Source organism: Sphingomonas sp. ABOLG (assembly GCF_003950435.1).
Taxonomy (GTDB): Bacteria; Pseudomonadota; Alphaproteobacteria; order Sphingomonadales; family Sphingomonadaceae; genus Sphingomonas; species Sphingomonas panaciterrae.
Genome location: NZ_QQWW01000017.1, coordinates 1 through 20,550, shown reverse-complemented (window position 1 = coordinate 20,550; position 20,550 = coordinate 1). Strand labels below are relative to the sequence as shown.

The window sequence follows — 20,550 nt, the reverse complement described above, 5'->3', positions numbered from 1 at the left end:
GCAGCGGATGTTATGTGCGGGTCGCGGTGACGAGGTAGTTCAGCGACAGCGAGTCGGAGAGGGTGAAGCCGCTGGTCGGCGAGAAGGCGATGCCGCGCGTGTCGCGCACCGTGAAGCCAACGGCGGAGAGCATCTCGCCCAGCTCCTCCGGCGTGATGAACTTGTCCCAATCGTGCGTGCCGCGCGGGATGCGGCCGGTGCCCTCCGCCAGCGTGATCATCGCGAGGCGCGACACGGGCGTGCGATTGGGGGTCGACATGATCAGCAGGCCGCCATCTGCGACCGCGCCTGCCAGCCCCGCGACGAAGGCTGCCGGATCGGCGACATGCTCGATCACCTCCATGCAGGTGACGAGATCGAACTGCTCGCCCTCCACGGCCTCCACGCCGCCGGCGCGGTAGTCGATGACCAGCCCGCTCTGCGCAGCGTGATCGCGCGCGACCGCGATATTCTCCGCCGCGGCATCGATCGCGGTGACTGCGCCGCCCAGCCGCTTGAGCGGTTCGGCGAGCAGGCCGGCGCCGCAGCCGACATCGAGCACGCTCTTGCCCGTGAGCGGCGTGAAGCTGGCGGGATCGAGATCGAAATGCCGGTCGGCCTGTTCGCGGATGTAGCGCAGGCGCACGGGATTGAGCCGGTGAAGCATCGCGGATGAGCCGCGCGGATCCCACCACTCGCTGGCCATCGCGCCGAAATGCGCCGCCTCGCGCGCGACGATGCTGGCGTGGCCGCTGCCGTCGCTTCCGAGGGGAGAGGGTACGGTATCGGTTGTTACAGTTGCGTCGGCCATGACGCTTTCCTATCAGGCGCGCCAGTTTTCCCCAAGCACCCGAGAGTATCCCGTGGCCCGCATCGTCATGAAATTCGGCGGCACCTCGATGGCGGGGATCGAGCGGATTCGCTCGGTCGCGGCGCGGGTGAAACGCGAGGCGGCGGCCGGCAACGAGGTGGCGGTGGTCGTCTCCGCGATGGCGGGCGAGACCGACCGGCTGGTCAATTTCTGCCGCGAGGCGAGCGCGCTTTACGATCCCAAGGAATATGACGTCGTCGTTTCCGCCGGCGAGCAGATCACCAGCGGGCTGCTGGCGATCGCGCTGCAGGCGATCGGCGTGCCGGCGCGTTCGTGGCTGGGCTGGCAGTTGCCGGTCAACACGTCCGGCGCGTTCGCAAAGGCGCGGATCGAAACGATCGATGCCGAGGCACTGCTCGCCAGCATGGGTGCGGGCGAAGTGGCGGTGATCCCCGGCTTCCAGGGCGTGCATGAGGGGCGCGTGACGACGCTGGGCCGTGGCGGCTCCGACACGTCGGCGGTGGCGGTGGCGGCAGCGATCAAGGCCGATCGCTGCGACATCTACACCGACGTTGATGGCGTCTATACCACCGATCCGCGCATCGTGCCGCGCGCGCGCAAGCTCGCCAAGGTGACGTATGAGGAAATGCTGGAGCTCGCCAGCGTCGGCGCCAAGGTGCTGCAGACGCGGTCGGTGGGCCTGGCGATGAAGGAGAATGTCCGCATCCAGGTGCTCTCGTCGTTCACCGGCGACGATGCCCCGATGGCGGATACACTGCCCGGCACGATGATCGTGGGCGAAGAGGAGGTTGAAGACGTGGAACGCCAGCTGATCACCGGCATCGCGCACGACAAGAACGAAGCGAAGATCACGCTGACCGCGGTTCCGGACAAGCCGGGCTCGGTCTCGGCGATCTTCGAGCCGCTCGCCGCGGCGAACATCAACGTCGACATGATCATCCAGAATATCGCCCATGGTTCGGGCTCGACCGACGTGACGTTCACGGTGCCCTCGGCGGATCTCGCGCGATCGATCGAGACGCTGAACCAGGCGCGTGCGGCGATCGGCTTCGAGGAGCTGGTGCACGACACGCGCGTGGCGAAGATCAGCGTCGTCGGCGTCGGCATGCGCAGCCATGCGGGCGTCGCGAGCACGATGTTCTCGACGCTGGGCGCGCGCGGGATCAACATCCTTGCGATCTCGACCAGCGAGATCAAGGTCAGCGTGCTGATCAACGAGGACGAGACCGAGCTGGCGGTGCGCGTGCTGCACACCGCCTACGGCCTCGACGCCGACGAGGCGGCCTGAGCCGCTAGGTCAGCATGATCGCCGCCGCGATGATCAGCGCGGCGACGATTAGGGCGGCCGCGAGGATGCGGCTGTCGAACGGCTGCGCCGGGGCAGGCGTTGGCGGGGCCTCCGCGCGGCGGACGAGCGCGCGGATCAGACGCGGGAGATCGTCGCCCAGCCGATCGACCTCCAGTGCGACGGCGGCGGCGCGGCGTGACCAGCGTTCCGGCGAGAGCCGCTCCATCACCAGCCGGCCGCTTGCCCGGCGCATCGCGGCGGCGAGATCGAAGTCGGGCTCGATCGCGCCGAGCACGCCGTCCAATGTGATCAGCGCCTTGAACAGCAGCAGAAGATCGGGCGGGAAGGCGAGCTTCTCCTCGCGCAGCGTGCCGAACAGGTCGGCGACGAGATCGGCCAGCACCAGACGGCGGCCGTGGCGGACCACCAGCCCCTCCGCGATCGGCATGAAGCGCGGGACCTGATGTTCCAGTTCGGCCCAGCGGGCGAGCGTTTCGGCGAGTAGCGCGGGATCGTCGGTGACCAGTGCCTGGACGAAGGCGATGAATTCCTCACGCCGGCGCGGGCTGACGTGGCCGATGAGGCCGAAATCGATCATGCCGATGCGGTTGCCGGGCAAGCACAGGAGGTTGCCGGGGTGCGGATCGCCGTGGAAGCGGCCGTTGATGAGCGCCATCTGAAGCACGATGTCCGCGCCCGAGGCGGCGATCACGGCGGGGTCGATCCCGGCATCCCGCAGCACTTGGGCGTTGCGCGGCGGCACGCCGGGGATGTGGTCCATCACGATCAGCGCATCGGACGTATAATCCCAGTGGATGCGCGGGATCAGCACGCGGGAGTCGCGCGCGAAATCGTCGCGTAGCAGATCGGCGTTGCGCCCCTCATTGGCGAAATCGAGCTCGCCCAGGATCGCGCCGCCGAGCTGGCGGATGAGCTTGGTCGCGCCGAAACGGCGGGCCTCCGCGTTCGAGCGCTCCATGACGCGGGCGACTTCGCCGAGCAGGCGCAAGTCCGCCTCCATCCGCGGGCGGATGCCGGGGCGGCGGATCTTGACCACCACGGCGGTGCCATCGTGCAGCGTCGCGCGGTGGACCTGCGCCATCGAGGCGGCGGCGAGCGGCTCGGGATCGAACTGGGCGAAGACCGTTTCGGGCGGCTCGCCGAGCGCGGCTTCCACCGCAGGGCGCAGGTCCTCGAACGGCAGGCGCGGAGCGGAGCTTTGCAGCTGTTCGAAGGCGGCGATCCATCCGGGCGGCAGGATATCCGCGCGGGTTGCCATGATCTGGCCGAGCTTCACCCAGGTGGGGCCGAGCGCCTCGAGCGCGCGGCGGGTGCGATCGGGGAGGTCGAACGGTTCCGGCTGCTCCTGCGCATTGCCCAGCCCGAGGCGGGCGAGCAGGACGTCGAGGCCGAAGCGCGACATGACGGCGGCGACTTCGCCCAGCCGGGCGCGATCGCGGGCGGCGACTTTCAGCGTTCCCAGCATCGCGTCACTCGCCGATCAGATGAAGCGCGACGTGCCGGCGGTGCGACGCGCGGCGATGTTCGAAGAGGTAGATGCCCTGCCACGTGCCGAGCACCGGGCGGCCGTTCGTGACCGGGATCGAGAGGCTGGTGGCGGTGAGCGCCGCGCGCAGGTGGGCGGGCATGTCGTCGGGCCCTTCGTCGTCATGTTCGTAATCGCGCGATTCGGGGGCGATGCGAGCGAGGTAGCGTTCCATGTCGCGGCGCGCGGCGGGCGCGGCATTTTCCTGGATCAGCAGCGAGGCGGAGGTGTGGCGGATGAAGAGGGTGAGCAGACCCTGTTCGATGCCGGTCGAGGCAATCCAGTTGACGACATCGCGGGTGAATTCGTGAAGGCCCTGACCGGGCGAAGTGATAATCAATTCGGTGGCGTGTTGCCGCATGTTTGTCTCCGCCGCGCGACCCGTGTAGCGGCGCGGTGATGAACGATACCACGATTGACCGTTCCGGTTCCGCCCGGCTCGCCCGCCGGATGGCGCGCGGCGCCGCATTCCTCGGCAGCGAAGTGGCCATCATGGCCGGCGCGATGAGCTGGGTGAGCGAGCGCAACCTGGTTGCCGCCATGTCCAACGCCGGCGGCTTTGGCGTGATCGCGTGCGGCGCGATGACGGTAGAGCTGCTCGACAAGGAAATCGCCGCGACCAAGGCACTGACCGACAAGCCGTTCGGCGTGAACCTGATCACCATGCACCCCGATCTGATGGCGCTGATCGAGGTGTGCGGTAAGCATCAGGTCGGCCATGTCGTGCTGGCGGGCGGGCTGCCGCCGAAGGGATCGCTGGAGGCGATCAAGGCGTCGGGCGCCAAGGTCATCTGCTTTGCGCCGACGCTGGCGCTGGCGAAGAAGCTGATCCGCTCGGGCGTCGATGCGCTGGTGATCGAGGGATCGGAAGCCGGCGGGCATATCGGCCCGGTGTCGACCAGCGTGCTGGCGCAGGAGATCCTGCCGGCGATTGCCAATGACGTGCCGGTGTTCATCGCCGGGGGCATCGGCCGCGGCGAGGCGATTGCGGGCTATCTCGACATGGGCGCGGCTGGCGTCCAGCTCGGCACGCGCTTCGTCTGCGCGACCGAATCGATCGCGCACCCGAAGTTCAAGCAGGCGTTCATCCGCGCCTCCGCGCGCGACGCGGTGGCGAGCGTCCAGATCGACCCGCGGCTGCCGGTGATCCCGGTGCGCGCGCTGAAGAATGCCGGCGGCGAGTTGTTCACCGCCAAGCAGCGCGAAGTGGCGCAGGCGCTGGACGAGGGCGGGCTGGCGATGGCCGAGGCGCAGCTTCAGATCGAACATTATTGGGCCGGTGCGCTGCGCCGCGCGGTGATCGACGGCGATGTCGAGCATGGCAGCGTGATGGCGGGTCAGTCGGTCGGCATGGTGACCAAGGAAGAGCCGCTGGCTGACATCATTGCGTCGCTGATGGCCGAGGCAGCGCAGGCGCTGGAGCAGCGCGCGGCCTGATCAGGCAAATAAGCAGGGTCATCGCCGCGGCGCGGCGGTGGCTCAGCGTGTCAGCTGGTGCGTGGTCCAGGTGACGAGGATCGAGGCGCTGGCGAGGCCGAGGTCGACCCCGGCCTGGAAACGGGCCGGCGAGGCGTCGGCGCGCTCATGCGTCAGGATGCGGATGTCCGCGCTGGGCGGGTGGATCATGGCGAGCGCGGCCAGCGACAGCGTGCCGGCGACGATCGCGATCTGGCGGCGCTTTTCCATCAGCGGATGATACGCCCGGCCGCGGAGTCGCGCCAAACGATTATGGCATGGCGGCGAACGCGCTGTTCGCCGCCATGCCGATGATCAATTGCCCGGAGTGGATGCCGCGGGCGCGGCGTTGCGGTACCGATCGAACCAGGCAAGGATTGCGCTGGCCTTCGCCGCCGATTGCGACGGGCGGCTGGTGAAGCCGCCGTGGCTGGCGCCGGGCACCTTCACCAGCGCGGTCGGGACGCCGGCGATCTGGAGCGCGGCATAATATTGCTCACTCTCGCTGACGGGGGTGCGGTAATCCTCGCTGCCGACGACGACGAGCGTCGGGGTCTTCACGTTGCCGACGAGGCTCAGGGGCGAGCGGTTCCAGTAGCTCATGGGATCTTCCCACGGCAGCTTCGAGAACCAGTAGCGCGACGTGAACAGCGTATTGTCCATCGTCAGCGCCTCGCTGATCCAGTTGATCACCGGCTTTTGCGTGGCCGCCGCCTTGAACCGGTCGGTCTTGCCGACAATCCATGAGGTGAGCACGCCGCCGCCCGAGCCGCCCGTGACGAACAGGTTGTTGGGATCGGCCACGCCCTCCGCGATCGCCGCGTCCACCGCAGCCATCAGGTCGTCATAGTCCTCGCTGGGATAATTCTTGTCGATCAGGTTCGCGAACTCGGCGCCGTAGGAGGTGGAGCCGCGTGGGTTGGTCCACAGCACGGCATAGCCGCCCGAGGCATAGAGCTGGACGTCGGTGGCGAAGCTCGGACCGTAGGCGGAATGCGGGCCGCCGTGGATCTCCAGGATCAGCGGCACGCGGGTGCCCGGCTGCCAGCCCGGCGGGGTGGCGAGCCAGGCGTCGATCGGGCGGCCGTCGGGCGCGGTCACCGCGATCTTGCGCACCGGCGCCAGCGTCTTGGAGGCGGTGAGCACGGCGTTGAGGTTGGTCAGGCGACGCGCCTTGCCGCCGCTCCACACCCACACGTCCGCCGGGGCTGAGGCGTCGCCGCCGGTGTAGGCGATGGTGCCGCCGCGCGAGACGGAGAAATCGCCGCCCGTATAGGGGCGGTCGAGCCCGCCACCGGCGAGGTTGTCGGCAAGAACCGTCGAACGCCCGTCGAGCCCGATGCGGGCGAGCTTGCGCTGCCCCTCGTCGTCATAGCTGGCGTAGAGCGCGCGGCCGTCGCCGGCCCATTGCGCGTCATCGATCGAACGATCGAGCGATGCGGTGAGCGAGCGCGGCGAAGCTGCATTGGCGTCACCGACGTACAGTTCGGCGTTGGTATAAGCGCGGCGCTTGTCGTCGAAGCCGATCCAGGCGATCCGGCTGCCATCGCTGGAGAAGCGCGGTGCGCCGTCGGGCCCATCGCGGCTGGTGAGCGTGCGCAATGCACCGGTGCGGGCATCCACCGCGATCACTTCGGAATTCATCACCTCGCGCTCGGCATCCGGACCGCGGATGGCGGAGAACAGGATGGTGCGGCCGTCCGCGCTCCACGACAGCGGGCCGCCATCGTCGAACTTGCCGAAGGTCAGCTGTTGCGCCGCACCGCCGTCCGCCGAGACGACGAAGACATGGTCGTAGCCGGGCTTGCGATAGCCGGGGCCGTCGTTGCGATAGGTGATGCGGTCGATCACCTCGAGCGGTTCGGCCCATTTCGCCCCCTCCGGTTTGGCGGGCGCCTTGCCGAGCTTGGTGGGCTCGCCGGCGACGGTCGCGATGTACGCGAGGCGCGTGCCGTCGGGCGACCAGGACAGGCTGTTGGGATCACCCGGCAGGCTGGTCACGCGCGTGCTGGCGCCGCTGCCGATCCAGCGGACGAAGAGCTGGGCGCGCTCGCCATCGGCGGCGACATAGGCGATCCGCGAGCCGTCGGGCGACCAGCGCGGGCTGGAGCCGCTGGTGGCGAAGGGCGTCTGCTTTCCGCTGGCGACATCGATCAGCCACAGTGACGATTGCATCCGGTCGGTCATGATGTCGCCGGTGCGGCGGACATAGACGATGGTGCGGCCGTCCGGGCTGATCTGCGGATCGGCCGCGATCGAGAGGCCGAACAGGTCGTTGCCAGTGAAGGTGCGGCTGGGGCCATCAACCGGCGCGGCATTCGCCTGCTGCTGCGCAAGCGCGGGGGCTGGGGCGGCGAGGACGGGGGCGGCGAGGACGGAACAGGCAAGGAGAAAAGCGAAACGGCGCATTGGGTTACTCCGGTGGATGCGCGGTTGAAGCGCAGCAGGGCGGCGGGGCGCAAGCAAGCATCGTGCGCGCGCCATTGCAGTTCGGGCATGGGTCCGCGCCGCTTCCGGCAACGGTGATGGCGGCGATGGCGGGGCGAGCGCCGTCAGCGGACCCACCAAGGGTAGCCGGGCGGCATGTCGGTGGCGATCCGCCCGGGGAAGGCGGGGGGGCGCTTTTCCAAGAAGGCGGCGACGCCCTCGCGCACGTCGGGCCCGGCGCCGAGCGTCATGGCGAATCCGCCATCGACCTTGAGCGCGGCGGCGGGCGATGGCTCGCCAGCGAGGCGCCACAGCATCTGGCGGGTCAGCGCGATCGAGACGGGAGCGGTGTTCTCGGCAATCTCGCGCGCGATTTCGTGGGCGCGGGCGAGCAGGATGTCGGCGGGGACGACCTCGCTGACCAGCCCGCCGCGAAGCGCCTCAGCCGCGTCGAACAGTGCGCCCGACAGGCACCAGCGCAGCGCCTGGGGCAGGCCGACGAGCTGCGGCAGGAACCAGGCGCTGCCCGCCTCAGGGACCAGCCCGCGGCGCGCGAAGACGAAGCCGAAGCGCGCGGTGTCGGCGGCGATGCGGATGTCGCATGGCAGGGTGAGCGTGGCGCCGACCCCGACCGCAGCGCCGTTGATCGCGGCGATGATCGGCTTGGGACTGTCGAACAGCGCGCCGACGAAGCCGCCGCCGTCCTGCCGCGGCTTGCCCTTGGCGGCGAAATTAGGCCCGCCGCTGCCGAAGCTGTCGGCGCCGCCGGAGATGTCCGCGCCCGCGCAGAAGCCGCGGCCCTCGCCAGTCAGGATGATGACGCGCACCTTCTCCTCGGTGCCCGCCTTGCGCACCGCTTCGGCCAACTCAGCCCCCATCACCGCGGTATAGGCGTTCATCTTCTCCGGGCGGGCGAGCATGATCGTCGCGATCGGGCCATCGATCGTGTAGCGGATTTGTTCAAAGGTCATCGGCCTCTCCTGATGATGCGGATCCTGCGTCCGCTTGCGGCACGGCATAACCTGCCCCGGCGTGACACGCCATGCGGTGGCGCAAGTTCGCCGAAGCGCCTTTCACTGGCCGGCTTGGCGGCCTAACGATGGGGCATGTGGCAGCTCCATCAATTTCCTTTGTGTCCCTTCACCCGCAAGGTCCGCATCCTGCTGGGCGAGAAGGACGTCGGCTATGAGCTGGTGCGGGAAATGCCGTGGTCGCGGCGGGACGAGTTCCTGCACCTGAACCCCGCCGGGCAGACGCCGGTGATGGTGGATGGCGAGCGCGGCACGGTGCTGATCGATTCGATGGCGATCTGCGAATATTTCGAGGAGACGGTCGATCGCGCGGCGATGATCAACGGATCGGCCGCCAACCGCGCCGAGATCCGCCGCCTGACAACTTGGTTCGACGCGCAATTCTTCCGCGACGTCAGCCAGCCGTTGATCGAGGAGCGGATGGTGAAGCGGCTGGTGCTGCGCCAGTCGCCCAACGCCGCCCGGCTGCGCGAGGCGATGAAATCCGCGATCGGGCATCTCGATTACATCGATTACCTGCTCGACCATCGCAAATGGATGGCGGGCGCGACGATCAGCCTCGCCGACCTTGCCGCCGCGGCGCATATCTCGGTCGCGGATTATCTCGGCGGGATTGACTGGTCAGGGCATACCCATGCCAAGGCGTGGTATTCGGCGTTCAAGAGCCGCCGCAGCTTCCGGCCCTTGCTGGCCGAGCGGATGAGCGGGATCGAGCCGCCTGATTATTACGAGAACCCGGATTTCTGATGCACGCCAATCATGATGCCGGCGCCCCTGCGGCCGAGACGATCAGTTTCGACGATTTCCTGAAGGTCGACATTCGCGTCGGCACGATCGTGTCGGCCGAGCCGTTCCCGGAAGCGCGCAAGCCGGCGCTGAAGCTGGTGATTGATTTCGGGGCGGTGATCGGGCGCAAGAAATCGTCGGCGCAGATCACCGAGAACCATGCCGCCGAGGATCTGGTCGGCAGGCAGGTGATGGCGGTGGTGAACTTCCCGCCGCGGCAGATCGGCCCGGTGATGAGCGAAGTGCTGACGCTCGGCTTTCCCGACGCGGCGGGCAAGGTGGTGCTGGCTGCGCCGACGCTGGCGGTGCCCGACGGCGGGCGGCTGTTCTAGGTCGTCCCGTTTCGGTCACAGTAGTGTTGCTGCAATGCAACACGATTTCTTTACCTCGCGGTCGCAGCAACTTGCCGGAACCCTGGCGGTTGAACAGGCGGGCCACGCATCAAGCGGCAGCCAGGTAAAAGGTATTGTGATGAAGAAGTTGCTTTCGGCGGCCGTTGCCGCCGCTTTTGTGATCCCGTCGGTTGCTGCGGCGCAGGAGACCACCACCGACGGTTCGCGTGCGTTCGGCATCGATCCCTATGTCGGCGTGCTGGGCGGCTATGAAGGGTTCGAGAGCGCGCCGGGCGGCGGCATCCCCGTGTCGCAGCCGGGCAACCGCCTGAAGGGCGGCCTGGTCGAGGGCGTGGTCGGCGTGAACGTGCCGCTCAACAGCTTCTTCGTCGGCGTCGAGGGCAATGCGGCCAAGGGCTTCACCGGCGACATCGACTGGGAATATGGCGTGCACGGCCGGGTCGGCGCGCGCGCCGGTGAGACTGGCCTCATCTACGTCAAGGCCGGCTATCGCTGGGTCAACTTCGACCGCTACGGCAACGACAGCCGCGACTATGGCCGTATCTCCTACGGCATCGGTGGCGAGTTCGGCCCGTCGGCGATCGGCCTCGACGGTCTGGTGAAGAAGGAAGGCATCCGCATCCGCGCCGAAATCGCCACCACCGGCGATTTCGAGACGGTGCGTCCGATGCTGGGCGTGATCGGGCACTTCTGATCCCCGCACCGAGCTAGGGAAAGGGGGCTCCGGCGCAGGCCGGGGCCCCTTTTTTCATGGGTTGGGGCTGGGGGCTTTGGTCAGAGCCCCAGCACTTGCTTGGCGATAATGTTGCGCTGAATCTCGTTGGAGCCGGCGTAGATCGGGCCAGCGCGCTCGTTCATGTAGCGCAGCGGCGCGAGCGCGTGCCATTCCTCGCCCGAGACATAGCCGTCCGCTGGCGGCGTGTGGCGGGGGACCGGGCCGCCGGGCATGGTGGCGTGCGGCTGATAGACGAGGCCGCGATCGCCCGCCGCCTCCATGGTCAGTTCGGTCAGCGTGCCGGCGAGTTCGGTGCCCATGATCTTCATCATCGAGGACAAGGCGCCGACGCTGCCGTCGTCGTTCGCGGCCGAGAGCAGGCGGAGTTCCATGATCTCCAGCACGTCGGCGCGGATCCGCGCGCGGGCGAGCTTGGTGGCGAATACCGGGTCGTCTAGGAGCGGCGCGCCGTCGCTGCCGATGGTTTCCGCCGCATAGCGGGCGATGGCGTCGGCGCGGGCCTTGAGCGCGGGGGCGTAGGCGTTGCCGCCGCGTTCGAATTCGAGAAGATATTTGGTGACGCTCCAGCCGCGGTCGATCTCCCCCATCACGTTCGCCTTGGGCACGCGCACGTCGGTGAAGAAGACCGCGTTCTGGATCTGCTCGCCCGAGGCCATGGTGAAGGGGCGGACCTCCACCCCGGGGGTCGTCATGTCGATCAGGATGAAGGTGATGCCCTGCTGCGGGCGGCCTTCCTTCGACGTGCGGACCAGTGCGAAGATCCAGTTCGCCTCATTGGCGTGGGTGGTCCACACTTTCTGGCCGTTGATGATGAGATCGTCGCCGTCGTCGATGGCGCTGGTCTGCAAGGACGCCAGATCGCTGCCCGAGCCGGGTTCGGAATAGCCCTGGCAGAAGAAGATCTCGCCCGAAAGGATGCGCGGCAGGAAGAAGCGTTGCTGCTCGGGCGTGCCGTATTTCATGATGACATAGGCCACCATTGAAATGCCCATCGGCGACAGGCCCGGCGCGCCGGCCGCGATCCGCTCCCGATTCCAGATGTAATGTTGTGCCACGGTCCAGTCGGTGCCGCCGTGCTCGGGCGCCCAGTGCGGTGCGGCCCAGCCCTTTTCGACCAGGATCTGCTGCCATTTCATGCTGGCTTCGTGATCGGCATAGACGCTGGTGGAGAGGCGGCCGGCGCGTTGCAGATCGGGGGTGAGGGCGGTGGCGAGAAAATCGCGCACCTCCGCCTCGAACGCCTGTTCCTCAGGGCTCCACGTCAGGTCCATCCGGCCTCTCCTAAGTCGCTCGCGGGGTTGCACCCCCGTCATGAGGGTCTATGTCGCAGCCGGTTTCCCTAATCCAGAGGCGAGTGCACCCGATGGCTGACGAATTCGACTATGACGTTCTCGTGATCGGTGCCGGTCCGGGTGGCTATGTCGCAGCGATCCGGGCGGCACAATTGGGCCTGAAGACCGCCTGCGCCGAGAGCCGCGAGACGCTGGGCGGCACCTGCCTCAACGTCGGCTGCATCCCGTCGAAGGCGATGCTGCACGCGAGCGAATTTTTCGATGCGGCGGCCAACGGCTCGATGGCGAAGATGGGCGTGAAGGTGACGCCGGAGCTGGACCTCGATGCGATGCACGGCCAGCGCCGCGAGTCGGTGAAGAGCCTGACGGGCGGCATCGAATACCTCTTCAAGAAGAACAAGGTGACGTGGCTGAAGGGCCGCGCCAGCTTCGAGGACGCGCACAGCGTCACGGTCGATGGTCAGAAGGTGACCGCGAAGAACATCGTCATCGCCACCGGCTCGTCGGTCACCCCGCTGCCGGGCGTGACGATCGACCAGAAGGTGGTGGTCGATTCGACCGGCGCGCTCGAATTGCCCAAGGTGCCGGAGCACATGGTCGTGATCGGCGGCGGCGTGATCGGGCTTGAGCTTGGCTCGGTGTGGCGGCGCCTGGGCGCGAAGGTGACCTGCGTCGAGTTCCTCGACCAGATCCTGCCCGGCTTCGACGGGGACGTGCGCAAGGAAGCCAACAAGATCTTCAAGAAGCAGGGGATCGAGTTCAAGCTGGGCACCAAGGTGACCAATGTTGCCGTGAACGGCGACAAGGCCACGCTGACCGTTGAGCCCGCCGCTGGCGGCGAGGCATCGACGATCGAGGCGGATTGCGTGCTGGTGTCGATCGGCCGCAAGCCGAACACCGACGGCCTGGGGCTGGAGAAGATCGGCCTCACCCCGAACAACCGCGGCCAGATCGAGACCGACCACGATTTCCGCACCTCGGTTTCGGGTGTCTGGGCGATCGGCGACGTCATTCCGGGGCCGATGCTGGCGCACAAGGCCGAGGACGAGGGCATCGCCGTTGCGGAGAACATCGCGGGCCAGCATGGCATCGTGAATCATGATGTGATCCCGTCGGTCGTTTATACCTGGCCGGAGATCGCGGGCGTCGGGCTGACCGAGGAAGCCGCCAGGGAGAAGGGCGAGATCAAGGTCGGCAAGTTCCCGATGATGGCGAACAGCCGCGCCAAGACCAACCATGAGCCCGATGGCTTCGTGAAGGTGATCGCCGACGCCAAGACCGATCGCGTGCTGGGCGTGTGGTGCATCGCGAGCGTCGCGGGCACAATGATCGCGCAGGCGGCGCAGGCGATGGAGTTTGGCGCGACCAGCGAGGACATCGCCTACACCTGCCACGCGCACCCGACGCATTCGGAAGCGATCAAGGAAGCCGCGATGGCGGTGCAGGGCAAGCCGATCCACATCTGATCGGGTCGCCCGGGCGACACAGGAAAAGGGGCGCTGGCGAATTTGCCGGCGCCCCTTTTTCGTTGGTGGCGGCTAGGCGGTGAGTTCCTTCAGCGGGGTCGCCGCATCCGCCAGTCGCGCGGGATCGGGCGCGGCGCGGGTTTCGATGAGCTTTCGCCCCTGGACGTAATCCTTGACCGAATTGACGCAGTCGAGCGCGATGACTCGGCCGGCCTTGAGGTAGATGATCGAGAAGCTGCGGGCGGCGGGGTCGCCGCGCAGGACAGTGGCGTCATGGCCGATCGAGAGGCCGACGGTCTGAAGCTTCAGATCGTACTGGTTGGACCAGAACCACGGCACCGCGTGATAGGCGGCGTCCTGACCGGCGATCGTCCTGGCGACGACATTGGCCTGATCGTTGGCGTTCTGCACCGATTCGAGCCGGATGTTGGCGCCTTCCGCGAAGCCGTTGGCGTGGAGCGCGCAATCGCCGATCGCGAAGATGTCGGGCAGGCTGGTGCGGCATTGCGCGTCGACCGCGACGCCATTGCCGCCGACCGCGCCGGCGGCCAGCAACGGTTCGACCGCGGGGATGATGCCGATGCCGACGATGACGAGCTGCGCGGGAATGACGCTGCCGTCGGCGAGACGAACGCCGGTAGCGCGGCCATCCTCCCCAAGGATGCAGTCGACCGCGACGCCGAGCCGAACGTCGACGCCGTGCGCGCGATGCTCCGCCTCGTAGAAGCGCGAGAGGTCCGGGCCGGCGACTCGGGCGAGGACGCGGTCGAGCGCCTCGAGCAGAACGACCTTCTTGCCGAACTTGGCGAGGACCGCGGCGGCCTCCAGCCCGATATAGCCGCCGCCGATGACGACCGCCTGAGTGACGCCGGGAAGCTCGGCCATCATGCGATCGGCATCGGCGCGGGTGCGCACGGTGTGGACGCCGGCGAGATCGTTGCCGGCGCAGGCTAGGCGGCGCGGGCTGCCGCCGGTCGCCCAGATGAGATGGCGATAGCCGATCGTCGCGCCATCGGCGGTGGTGACACGATGCGCGGCGGGATCGACGGCGGTGACTTCGCGGCCGAGCAGCATGTCGATGCCGCGTTCCTGCCAGAAGGCCGCGGGGCGGATCAGGATACGGTCGAACGCCTTGTCCCCGGCGAGATATTCCTTCGACAAAGGCGGGCGTTCATAGGGCAGTTCCGGCTCCGCGCCGATGACCGCGATCGTGCCGTCGAACTTCGCCTGGCGCAGCGCGATGGCGGCCTGAGCACCGCCATGGCCCGCACCGACGATCACCACGTCATAGCTGCTCATTCGTCCTCCCCGCAGTCGTTCGCGAGGGTTCCTGCGCGGGGGCGCGGCCAAGGGCAAGCGAAACGCGCTTGACAGCGCGACGCTGTTTGTGTACAAAACAGGAACATCGAGGAAGTGCAGGCGCGATTGGGCAGCGCCGCCAGCTCGATGCGGCGACGGGCCGGTGAGCGCAGGGATGAGCCCTGTCGCTCCCGGCCCGTCGGCGTTTGGGGGCCTGTCCGAGCGGCGGGACGTCCACGGCAGCGGGGGAGAGGCGCGATGAACAAGGGCGCAGCGGACGGGATCGTGCGCATTGGCGGCAGCGGCGCGCGGGAGCAGGTGCCGGCCGATCCGGCGCGAGCGCGGCGGGCGGTGCGAGGCACCACGGCGGGTGAGGCCGCGCAAACCACGGCGCGCAAGGCCGGTGGGGCGGCGACGGGCGTCGGGCGGGGAAGGAAGGCGGGCAGCCGCGGCGAAGCGCCGGGCGCCGTGTCGCAGGGCGGCGGCGGCTGCGTGCCTGACGCCGCGACGTTGTCGGCAGCGCCCGAGGATGAGGCTGGCGCGGCGGCGTGGCCGCAGGACGAAAAGCGCGGGGTCGAGCGGATCGCGGGGCATACCACCCGGCTGCGGCAGCTGCGCTTTGCCAAGGTGCTGGCGGAGACCTGCAATGTGGCGGCGGCGGCCGCGTCGGCGGGGCGGACGCTGGCGACGGTCCACCGCTGGCGCAGCGTGGATGCCGCCTTTGCTGCGGCCTGGGATGAGGCGCTGGCGATCGGATACGACCGGCTGGAAAATGCGCTGTTGGTCTATGCGATCGGCAAGGTCGATGCGGTGGCGGCTGGCGCGCCGGGCGCGAGCATCAGCAATGGCGACCTGCAACTGGCGGTCGGCATGTTGCAGCGGCATCGCGCCGCCGATGGCGGGCGCAGGGGGCAGGTGCTGCCGGTCCGCATGCCGACCGAGGCGGAGAGCGACGCGGCGCTGAAGCGCGCGCTCGACGGGCTGGCCAGGCGGGGGGCGGCGTCATGAACGGGCATCTGTTGATGAGGCTGGCGCTGTTGCCGCCAGACGAACGCCACCGGGTGATCGCAGAACTGTCGATGCCGATGAAGGTGGAGCTGGCGGGGCGCTGGCACACGTTCGCGCATGGGGGGCAATATTGGTCGGAGGAGGCGTGGCGCGTGTGGCTGGTCCGGGCGGGGCGCGGGTTCGGCAAGACGCGCGCCGGGGCGGAATGGGTCAATGGCGTCGCGCGGCGGGTGCCCGAGGCGCGGATTGCCTTGGTCGGGGCGACCGCGGACGAGGCGCGGCGGGTGATGGTGGAGGGGCCGAGCGGGGTGCTTGCCACCGCGCGGCTCGACATGCGGCCGGCCTGGGCGGCGAGCAAGGGCGAGGTGCGCTGGCCCGGCGGGGCGATCGCCACTGTCTATTCGGCGGATTCGCCCGAGGGGCTGCGCGGGCCGGAACATCATGCCGCCTGGTGTGACGAACTGGCGAAGTGGCGGCGCGGCGAGGCGGCGTGGGACAATCTGATGATGACGATGCGGCTGGGAAAGCAGCCGCAGGTGATGGTGACGACCACGCCGCGATCGACCGTGCTGATGCGCCGGGTGATGGCGCTGCCGGGGCTTCACCAGACGACCGGGCGGACGGGCGACAATGTTCATCTGCCGGCGGCGTTCATCGAGACGATGATGGAAAGCTATGGCGGCACCGCGCTGGGCCGGCAGGAGCTGGACGGCGAGATGATCGAGACGGTCGCGGGGGCGCTATGGTCGCGCGCGATGATCGAGGGGTGCCGGATCGTGGCGGCGCCGGTGCTGGTGCGCGTGGTGGTTGGGGTCGATCCGCCGGCGGGGGTCGGTGGCGACGCCTGCGGGATCGTCGCCGCCGGGCTGGACGCCGAGGGAGGCGGCCATGTGATCGAGGATGCCAGCGTGACCGGCGCGACGCCCGAGGGCTGGGCGCGCGCGGTGGCGGGCTGCGCCGCGCGGCATGGCGCCGACCGGGTGGTGGCGGAGGCCAACCAGGGCGGCGAGATGGTGCGATCGGTGCTTCATGCCGCGGATACGGGGCTGCCGGTCAGGCTGGTCCATGCCAGCCGCGGGAAGGTGGCGCGGGCGGAGCCGGTGGCGGCGCTGTATGAGGCGGGACGCGTGCGCCATGCGGGCGTGTTCCCGATGCTGGAGGACGAGCTGTGCGGGATGGTGGTCGGCGGCGGCTATGAGGGGCCGGGGCGATCGCCGGATCGCGCGGATGCCCTGGTCTGGGCGCTCAATGAGCTGATGCTGGGGCGGCGCGGGGCGGCGGCGGTGCGCGCGCTGTAGCGCGCCTCTGGAGCTGTTGCGGGCGCGCTTTAGCGCGCCGTCGGCTTCGACATTCGGGAGAGATGAGCATGAGATGGTTCGGCATGAGGGCCGGGCGCGAGGAATCGCGTCCGGCCTTGTCGCGGGGGGCGGGGTCGCACGGGGGGCAAAGCTTCGCACACGGGGAGTGGCCCACGGGATATGAGGCGCAGGTGCGCGCGGGGTATCTCGGCAATGCGGTGGCGCAGCGCGCCGTGCGGCTGGTGGCGGAGGCGGTGGGATCGGCGCCGCTGGACGCGAGCGATCCCGCGCTGCTGGCGCTGGTGACGGCGCGCGGCGGGGGCGGGCGGCTGGCGGAAGTGATGGCGGCGCAGGTGCTGCTGCACGGCAATGCCTTCGTCCAGGTGCTGCGCGACGAGGCCGGCAAGGTGGCGGAGCTGTATCCGCTGCGGCCCGAGCGGGTTGGCGTGGTGCTGGACGCCGGCGGCTGGGCGGCGGGCTATCGCTACACCGTGGGCGGGCGGGTGAGCGAGATTGCGCCCGACGCGGTGATCCATGTGCGCGGGTTCCACCCGCTGGACGATCATTACGGGCTGGGGTGCCTCAGCGCGGCATCGGGAGCGATCGCGGTGCACAATGCCGCTGGCCGCTGGAACAAGGCGCTGCTCGACAATGCGGCGCGGCCGTCGGGGGCGCTGGTCTATGATCCCGGGGATGGATCGGCGCTGTCGGCTGACCAGTTCCAGCGATTGCGCGAGGAGATGGAGGCGGGCTTTGCCGGCGCGGGCAATGCCGGGCGGCCGATGCTGCTGGAAGGGGGGCTGAAGTGGCAGGCGCTGAGCCTGTCGCCGGCGGACATGGATTTCGTCGGTCTGAAATCGGCGGCGGCGCGGGAGATCGCGCTGGCCTTTGGCGTGCCGCCGATGCTGCTGGGGCTGCCCGGGGATGCGACCTACGCCAATTATCGCGAGGCGAACCGGGCGCTGTGGCGGCTGACCGTGCTGCCGCTGGCGGATGCGGTGTTCGGGGCGCTGGCGGCTGGCCTGCGCGACTGGTTCGCCGAGGCGCGGATCGAGATCGATCCCGATCGCGTGCCGGCATTGGTGGAGGATCGCGAGCGGCTGTGGGCGATGGTGTCCGCGGCCGATTTCATTTCCGCCGACGAGAAGCGGCAGATGGTGGGGTGGGCGCAATGACAGGGTCTTCTGGGACTGGTTCTGTTCTGGCGCAGCTGCTGGCGCAGGGGAGCGCCGGGGGCGCGGACATGGCGACGTTGCGCGCGATTGCCGAGGAGGCGGGCGAGCTGGGCGCGACGCGGGCGATGACCCGGCTGGGGTTGGCCGATGATGCGGCGTCGCGCGACCTGGCGGAGCTGCGCGAGCTGCTGACCGCGTGGCGTGATGCCAAGCGCAGCGCGTGGAAGGCGTTCGCCGGCTGGGCGGCGGCGCTGCTGCTCGCCTTGCTGGCGGTGAAGCTGGGGTTCGGGGAGTGGGTGCGATGAGCCTGCGCATCCAGGGCTATGCCGCCTTGTTCGACCGGGTCGACCGGGCGGGCGATGTGTTTCGCAGCGGCGTCCTTGCCGATGCGGTGCCGGTGCCGCTGCTGATGCAACATCAGGGCAAGCCGGTGGGGGAGATCTGGGCGATCGGGGAGGATGCGCGCGGGCTGTGGATCGAGGCGTGCGTTGTTGATCCTGACGTGGCGCGGATGGTGCGCAGCGGGGCGCTGCGCGGGCTGTCGGTCGGGTATCGCGCGCTGGCGGCGCGGCAGGGGGCGTGGCGCGAGGTGCTGCGCGCACGCCTTGCCGAAGTGAGCCTGGTCGCCGTGCCGATGCAGGCGGCGGCGCGGGTGGAGACGATCATCGAGATCTGAAGGTGCGCGCCCGTGGTGGGTGCAGCTTCCCGGCCAAGCGCGGCCGGGGAGGGTTTTCGCGTGGGAGAAGAACATGGGTGAGATGATGGTGGCACGGCCGGTGCTGGATGGCGCGTCGGCAATTCTGGGTACTGGCCGCGACGCCGCGTTCGGCGCGTTCGTGCGCAGCGGCGCGGTGCTGGAGATGAAGGCGTTTTCGGGGGTGACCGGCGACAGCGGCGGCTATGCCGTGCCCAGGGAACTAGACGCGGTGATCGATGCGACGCTGAAAGCCGCGTCGCCGATCCGCAGCATCGCCAATGTCGTGTCGGTCGGCAGCGCCGGCTATCGCAAGCTGGTGACGACGGGCGGCACGCCGTCGGGCTGGGCGGCCGAGACGGGCGAGCGGGGTGAGACGGCAACGCCGACGATGGTGGAGATCGCGCCGCCGATGGGCGAGCTGTTCGCCAATCCGTCGGCGACTCAGGCGATGCTGGACGACGCGCATTTCGACGTCGAGGAATGGCTGGCCGGCGAGATCGCGGCGGAATTCGCCAAGGCGGAAGGCGCGGCGTTCGTCAATGGCAACGGCATCAACCGGCCCAGGGGGTTCCTGCAGCAGGCGACGGCGGCGACCGGCGATGCGACGCGGCCGTTCGGCACGCTGCAGCATATCCTGTCGGGCGCAGCGGGCGATTTCGGCAGCAATCCGCAGGAGCGGCTGATCGACCTGGTCCAGTCGCTGCGCGCGCCATACCGGCAGGGCGCGGTGTTCGTGATGAACGCGGCGACGCTGGCGCGCATCCGCAAGTTCAAGACCAGCGATGGCGCGTTCGTGTGGCAGCCGAGCCTGGCGGCGGGGCAGCCGGCGACGCTGCTCGGCTATCCGGTGGTCGAGGCGGAGGACATGCCCGACATGGCGGCTAACACGCTGTCGATCGCGTTCGGCAACTTCAAGGCGGGCTATCTGATCGCCGAGCGCAGCGAGACCGCGATCCTGCGTGATCCCTACACCAAGAAGCCGTTTGTCAGCTTCTACGCCACCAAGCGCGTCGGTGGCTGCGTGTCGAACAGCGAGGCGATCAAGGTGATGAAGTTCGCCGCGTCGTGATCCTTTCCCGCCCCTCCCGTTCGCGCGGGAGGGGCGTGTCGTTGCAGAGGGGGAGAGGATGATGACGGTTTCGGGGGTGTCGCCCGCCGCGATCACCGCGGCGGTGGAGGAGGCGCGCGGCTTTCTGCGGCTGGAGGGAGAGGCGGAACAGGCGCTGCTGGAGCGGCTGGCCGCCACCGCGATCACGCTGGCGGAGGCGTTCACCGGCACGTTGCTGGTGACGCGAACGGTGGAGGATGTGCTGCCGGCGGCGCGCGGCGGCGGGTGGCAATTGCTGGCGGCGGCGCCGGTCCGCGCGATCGGCGGCGTCATGGGACTGCCGGCGGAGGGGGCGCCGTTCGTGCTGCCGCCGGACGCCTATGCGGTGGACGTGGATGGCGCGGCGCGTGGCTGGGTGCGGGTGATCGCGCCGGGCGCGGCGGGGCGCGTGGCAGTGAGCTATACCGCGGGGCTGGCGGCGGACTGGAACGCGCTGCCGCCACCGATCGCGCAGGGCGTCGCGATGCTGATCGCGCATCTGTTCAACGATCGTGACGCGGGGCGCGCGCCGCCCGCGGCGGTGGCGGCGCTGTGGCGGCCGTATCGGCGAATGCGGCTGATGGCGGAGGCGCATCCATGAGTGGCGGCGGGAGCGATCCGGCGACGGCGTTGCAGGCGGCGCTGGTCGCCGCGGTCGGCACTGTCGTGACAACGTTCGATGCGCCGCCGGTGCGCGCGGCGCTGCCCCATGCGGTGGTCGAGGACGCCGTGCTGGCGCGCTGGGGCGGGGCGGGGATCGACGGCCGCGAGGGGCGGGTGCGGATCATGCTGCAC

At 69.2% G+C, this 20,550-nt stretch carries 21 protein-coding genes and 1 pseudogene; 14 read left to right on the top strand and 8 right to left on the bottom strand.

What is annotated here, in order from left to right; all coding sequences use genetic code 11:
• Positions 1-10: 10 nt before the first annotated feature.
• The gene (gene ubiG, locus CA236_RS16010) at positions 11-790 is read right to left on the bottom strand and encodes a bifunctional 2-polyprenyl-6-hydroxyphenol methylase/3-demethylubiquinol 3-O-methyltransferase UbiG (protein WP_125946362.1); all 780 of its coding nucleotides are present in this window, start codon (positions 788-790) and stop codon (positions 11-13) included.
• A 52-nt stretch (positions 791-842) separates the two neighbouring features.
• Between ubiG and CA236_RS16005 the strand changes: the two genes are divergently transcribed.
• A complete protein-coding gene (locus tag CA236_RS16005) occupies positions 843-2,099 on the top strand; it encodes an aspartate kinase (protein ID WP_125946361.1) in 1,257 nt (418 codons plus the stop codon).
• A gap of 4 nt (positions 2,100-2,103) precedes the next feature.
• Here the strand turns inward: CA236_RS16005 and CA236_RS16000 are convergent, their stop codons facing one another.
• On the bottom strand, positions 2,104-3,585 hold the full coding sequence (locus CA236_RS16000) for an AarF/UbiB family protein (RefSeq protein ID WP_125946360.1): 1,482 nt from the start codon (positions 3,583-3,585) through the stop codon (positions 2,104-2,106).
• 4 nt (positions 3,586-3,589) lie between these two features.
• On the bottom strand, positions 3,590-4,006 hold the full coding sequence (locus CA236_RS15995; protein WP_125946359.1) for a secondary thiamine-phosphate synthase enzyme YjbQ: 417 nt from the start codon (positions 4,004-4,006) through the stop codon (positions 3,590-3,592).
• 89 nt (positions 4,007-4,095) lie between these two features.
• On the opposite strand from CA236_RS15995, the gene CA236_RS15990 reads away from it, so the two are divergent.
• Positions 4,096-5,082: a nitronate monooxygenase gene (locus tag CA236_RS15990; protein ID WP_125946400.1), complete on the top strand. Its 987-nt coding sequence runs from the start codon at positions 4,096-4,098 to the stop codon at positions 5,080-5,082.
• 42 nt (positions 5,083-5,124) lie between these two features.
• Here the strand turns inward: CA236_RS15990 and CA236_RS15985 are convergent, their stop codons facing one another.
• From CA236_RS15985 to CA236_RS15975, 3 genes are all read right to left on the bottom strand, one after another.
• Entirely contained in the window at positions 5,125-5,331 is a 207-nt protein-coding gene (locus CA236_RS15985) for a hypothetical protein (protein ID WP_125946358.1), read from the bottom strand.
• An 84-nt stretch (positions 5,332-5,415) separates the two neighbouring features.
• Entirely contained in the window at positions 5,416-7,509 is a 2,094-nt protein-coding gene (locus CA236_RS15980; protein WP_125946357.1) for a S9 family peptidase, read from the bottom strand.
• Between the two features lie 143 nt (positions 7,510-7,652).
• Complete coding sequence (locus CA236_RS15975; protein WP_125946356.1) at positions 7,653-8,498, bottom strand: enoyl-CoA hydratase-related protein; 846 nt, start codon at positions 8,496-8,498, stop codon at positions 7,653-7,655.
• A gap of 135 nt (positions 8,499-8,633) precedes the next feature.
• Between CA236_RS15975 and CA236_RS15970 the strand changes: the two genes are divergently transcribed.
• The 3 genes from CA236_RS15970 to CA236_RS15960 all read left to right on the top strand — a co-directional run bounded on the left by CA236_RS15970 (position 8,634) and on the right by CA236_RS15960 (position 10,391).
• Positions 8,634-9,305 carry a glutathione S-transferase family protein gene (locus CA236_RS15970; protein WP_046407342.1) on the top strand — a complete coding sequence of 224 codons (672 nt, stop codon included), beginning with the start codon at positions 8,634-8,636 and terminating at the stop codon, positions 9,303-9,305.
• Positions 9,305-9,676 carry a tRNA-binding protein gene (locus CA236_RS15965; protein WP_046407341.1) on the top strand — a complete coding sequence of 124 codons (372 nt, stop codon included), beginning with the start codon at positions 9,305-9,307 and terminating at the stop codon, positions 9,674-9,676. Before CA236_RS15970 ends, CA236_RS15965 begins: the two co-directional genes overlap by 1 nt.
• 139 nt (positions 9,677-9,815) lie before the next feature.
• Positions 9,816-10,391: an opacity protein gene (locus CA236_RS15960; protein ID WP_125946355.1), complete on the top strand. Its 576-nt coding sequence runs from the start codon at positions 9,816-9,818 to the stop codon at positions 10,389-10,391.
• An 80-nt stretch (positions 10,392-10,471) separates the two neighbouring features.
• On the opposite strand, the gene CA236_RS15955 is transcribed toward CA236_RS15960, so the two are convergent.
• Complete coding sequence (locus tag CA236_RS15955; protein WP_125946354.1) at positions 10,472-11,704, bottom strand: acyl-CoA dehydrogenase family protein; 1,233 nt, start codon at positions 11,702-11,704, stop codon at positions 10,472-10,474.
• Positions 11,705-11,796: 92 nt separating this feature from the next.
• Here CA236_RS15955 and lpdA point away from each other — a divergent pair, with 92 nt between their 5' ends.
• Positions 11,797-13,191, top strand: a complete 1,395-nt coding sequence (gene lpdA, locus CA236_RS15950; RefSeq protein ID WP_125946353.1) for a dihydrolipoyl dehydrogenase — start codon at positions 11,797-11,799, stop codon at positions 13,189-13,191.
• 72 nt (positions 13,192-13,263) lie between these two features.
• Here lpdA and CA236_RS15945 read toward each other — a convergent pair whose 3' ends face one another.
• Positions 13,264-14,490, bottom strand: coding sequence for an FAD-dependent oxidoreductase (locus tag CA236_RS15945; RefSeq protein WP_125946352.1), 1,227 nt, complete (start codon positions 14,488-14,490; stop codon positions 13,264-13,266).
• Positions 14,491-14,748: 258 nt separating this feature from the next.
• Here CA236_RS15945 and CA236_RS15940 point away from each other — a divergent pair, with 258 nt between their 5' ends.
• The 8 genes and pseudogenes from CA236_RS15940 to CA236_RS15905 all read left to right on the top strand — a co-directional run.
• Positions 14,749-15,498: a hypothetical protein gene (locus CA236_RS15940; RefSeq protein ID WP_125946351.1), complete on the top strand. Its 750-nt coding sequence runs from the start codon at positions 14,749-14,751 to the stop codon at positions 15,496-15,498.
• Positions 15,495-16,796: a terminase family protein gene (locus tag CA236_RS15935; RefSeq protein ID WP_125946350.1), complete on the top strand. Its 1,302-nt coding sequence runs from the start codon at positions 15,495-15,497 to the stop codon at positions 16,794-16,796. The genes CA236_RS15940 and CA236_RS15935 overlap by 4 nt, the downstream gene beginning before the upstream one ends.
• A gap of 68 nt (positions 16,797-16,864) precedes the next feature.
• On the top strand, positions 16,865-17,971 hold the full coding sequence (locus tag CA236_RS15930) for a phage portal protein (protein WP_125946349.1): 1,107 nt from the start codon (positions 16,865-16,867) through the stop codon (positions 17,969-17,971).
• Positions 17,968-18,276, top strand: a complete 309-nt coding sequence (locus CA236_RS15925) for a DUF6127 family protein (protein WP_125946348.1) — start codon at positions 17,968-17,970, stop codon at positions 18,274-18,276. The genes CA236_RS15930 and CA236_RS15925 overlap by 4 nt, the downstream gene beginning before the upstream one ends.
• Positions 18,273-18,647 (top strand): HK97 family phage prohead protease, encoded by a 375-nt coding sequence (locus tag CA236_RS15920; RefSeq protein WP_206430604.1) that lies wholly within the window; start codon positions 18,273-18,275, stop codon positions 18,645-18,647. Before CA236_RS15925 ends, CA236_RS15920 begins: the two co-directional genes overlap by 4 nt.
• Positions 18,648-18,729: 82 nt before the next feature.
• Positions 18,730-19,737, top strand: coding sequence for a phage major capsid protein (locus CA236_RS15915; RefSeq protein WP_241212718.1), 1,008 nt, complete (start codon positions 18,730-18,732; stop codon positions 19,735-19,737).
• A gap of 58 nt (positions 19,738-19,795) precedes the next feature.
• Positions 19,796-20,356: a hypothetical protein gene (locus CA236_RS15910; RefSeq protein ID WP_241212716.1), complete on the top strand. Its 561-nt coding sequence runs from the start codon at positions 19,796-19,798 to the stop codon at positions 20,354-20,356.
• Positions 20,353-20,550, top strand: a pseudogene (locus CA236_RS15905) (hypothetical protein); the annotation flags it as partial. The gene CA236_RS15910 and the pseudogene CA236_RS15905, both read left to right, overlap by 4 nt.

Bases quoted from the DNA above. Each gene is read 5' to 3' on its own strand.
- CA236_RS15935 (WP_125946350.1), top strand. From the start codon at position 15,495: ATGAACGGGCATCTGTTGATGAGGCTGGCGCTGTTGCCGCCAGACGAA.
- CA236_RS15990 (WP_125946400.1), top strand. From the start codon at position 4,096: ATGGCGCGCGGCGCCGCATTCCTCGGCAGCGAAGTGGCCATCATGGCC.
- CA236_RS15985 (WP_125946358.1), bottom strand. From the start codon at position 5,331: ATGGAAAAGCGCCGCCAGATCGCGATCGTCGCCGGCACGCTGTCGCTG.
- CA236_RS15940 (WP_125946351.1), top strand. From the start codon at position 14,749: ATGAACAAGGGCGCAGCGGACGGGATCGTGCGCATTGGCGGCAGCGGC.
- ubiG (WP_125946362.1), bottom strand. From the start codon at position 790: ATGGCCGACGCAACTGTAACAACCGATACCGTACCCTCTCCCCTCGGA.
- CA236_RS15960 (WP_125946355.1), top strand. From the start codon at position 9,816: ATGAAGAAGTTGCTTTCGGCGGCCGTTGCCGCCGCTTTTGTGATCCCG.
- lpdA (WP_125946353.1), top strand. From the start codon at position 11,797: ATGGCTGACGAATTCGACTATGACGTTCTCGTGATCGGTGCCGGTCCG.
- CA236_RS15920 (WP_206430604.1), top strand. From the start codon at position 18,273: ATGAGCCTGCGCATCCAGGGCTATGCCGCCTTGTTCGACCGGGTCGAC.
- CA236_RS15995 (WP_125946359.1), bottom strand. From the start codon at position 4,006: ATGCGGCAACACGCCACCGAATTGATTATCACTTCGCCCGGTCAGGGC.
- CA236_RS15925 (WP_125946348.1), top strand. From the start codon at position 17,968: ATGACAGGGTCTTCTGGGACTGGTTCTGTTCTGGCGCAGCTGCTGGCG.
- CA236_RS15930 (WP_125946349.1), top strand. From the start codon at position 16,865: ATGAGATGGTTCGGCATGAGGGCCGGGCGCGAGGAATCGCGTCCGGCC.
- CA236_RS15955 (WP_125946354.1), bottom strand. From the start codon at position 11,704: ATGGACCTGACGTGGAGCCCTGAGGAACAGGCGTTCGAGGCGGAGGTG.
- CA236_RS15915 (WP_241212718.1), top strand. From the start codon at position 18,730: ATGATGGTGGCACGGCCGGTGCTGGATGGCGCGTCGGCAATTCTGGGT.
- CA236_RS15910 (WP_241212716.1), top strand. From the start codon at position 19,796: ATGATGACGGTTTCGGGGGTGTCGCCCGCCGCGATCACCGCGGCGGTG.
- CA236_RS15975 (WP_125946356.1), bottom strand. From the start codon at position 8,498: ATGACCTTTGAACAAATCCGCTACACGATCGATGGCCCGATCGCGACG.
- CA236_RS15970 (WP_046407342.1), top strand. From the start codon at position 8,634: ATGTGGCAGCTCCATCAATTTCCTTTGTGTCCCTTCACCCGCAAGGTC.
- CA236_RS15980 (WP_125946357.1), bottom strand. From the start codon at position 7,509: ATGCGCCGTTTCGCTTTTCTCCTTGCCTGTTCCGTCCTCGCCGCCCCC.
- CA236_RS15945 (WP_125946352.1), bottom strand. From the start codon at position 14,490: ATGAGCAGCTATGACGTGGTGATCGTCGGTGCGGGCCATGGCGGTGCT.
- CA236_RS16000 (WP_125946360.1), bottom strand. From the start codon at position 3,585: ATGCTGGGAACGCTGAAAGTCGCCGCCCGCGATCGCGCCCGGCTGGGC.
- CA236_RS15965 (WP_046407341.1), top strand. From the start codon at position 9,305: ATGCACGCCAATCATGATGCCGGCGCCCCTGCGGCCGAGACGATCAGT.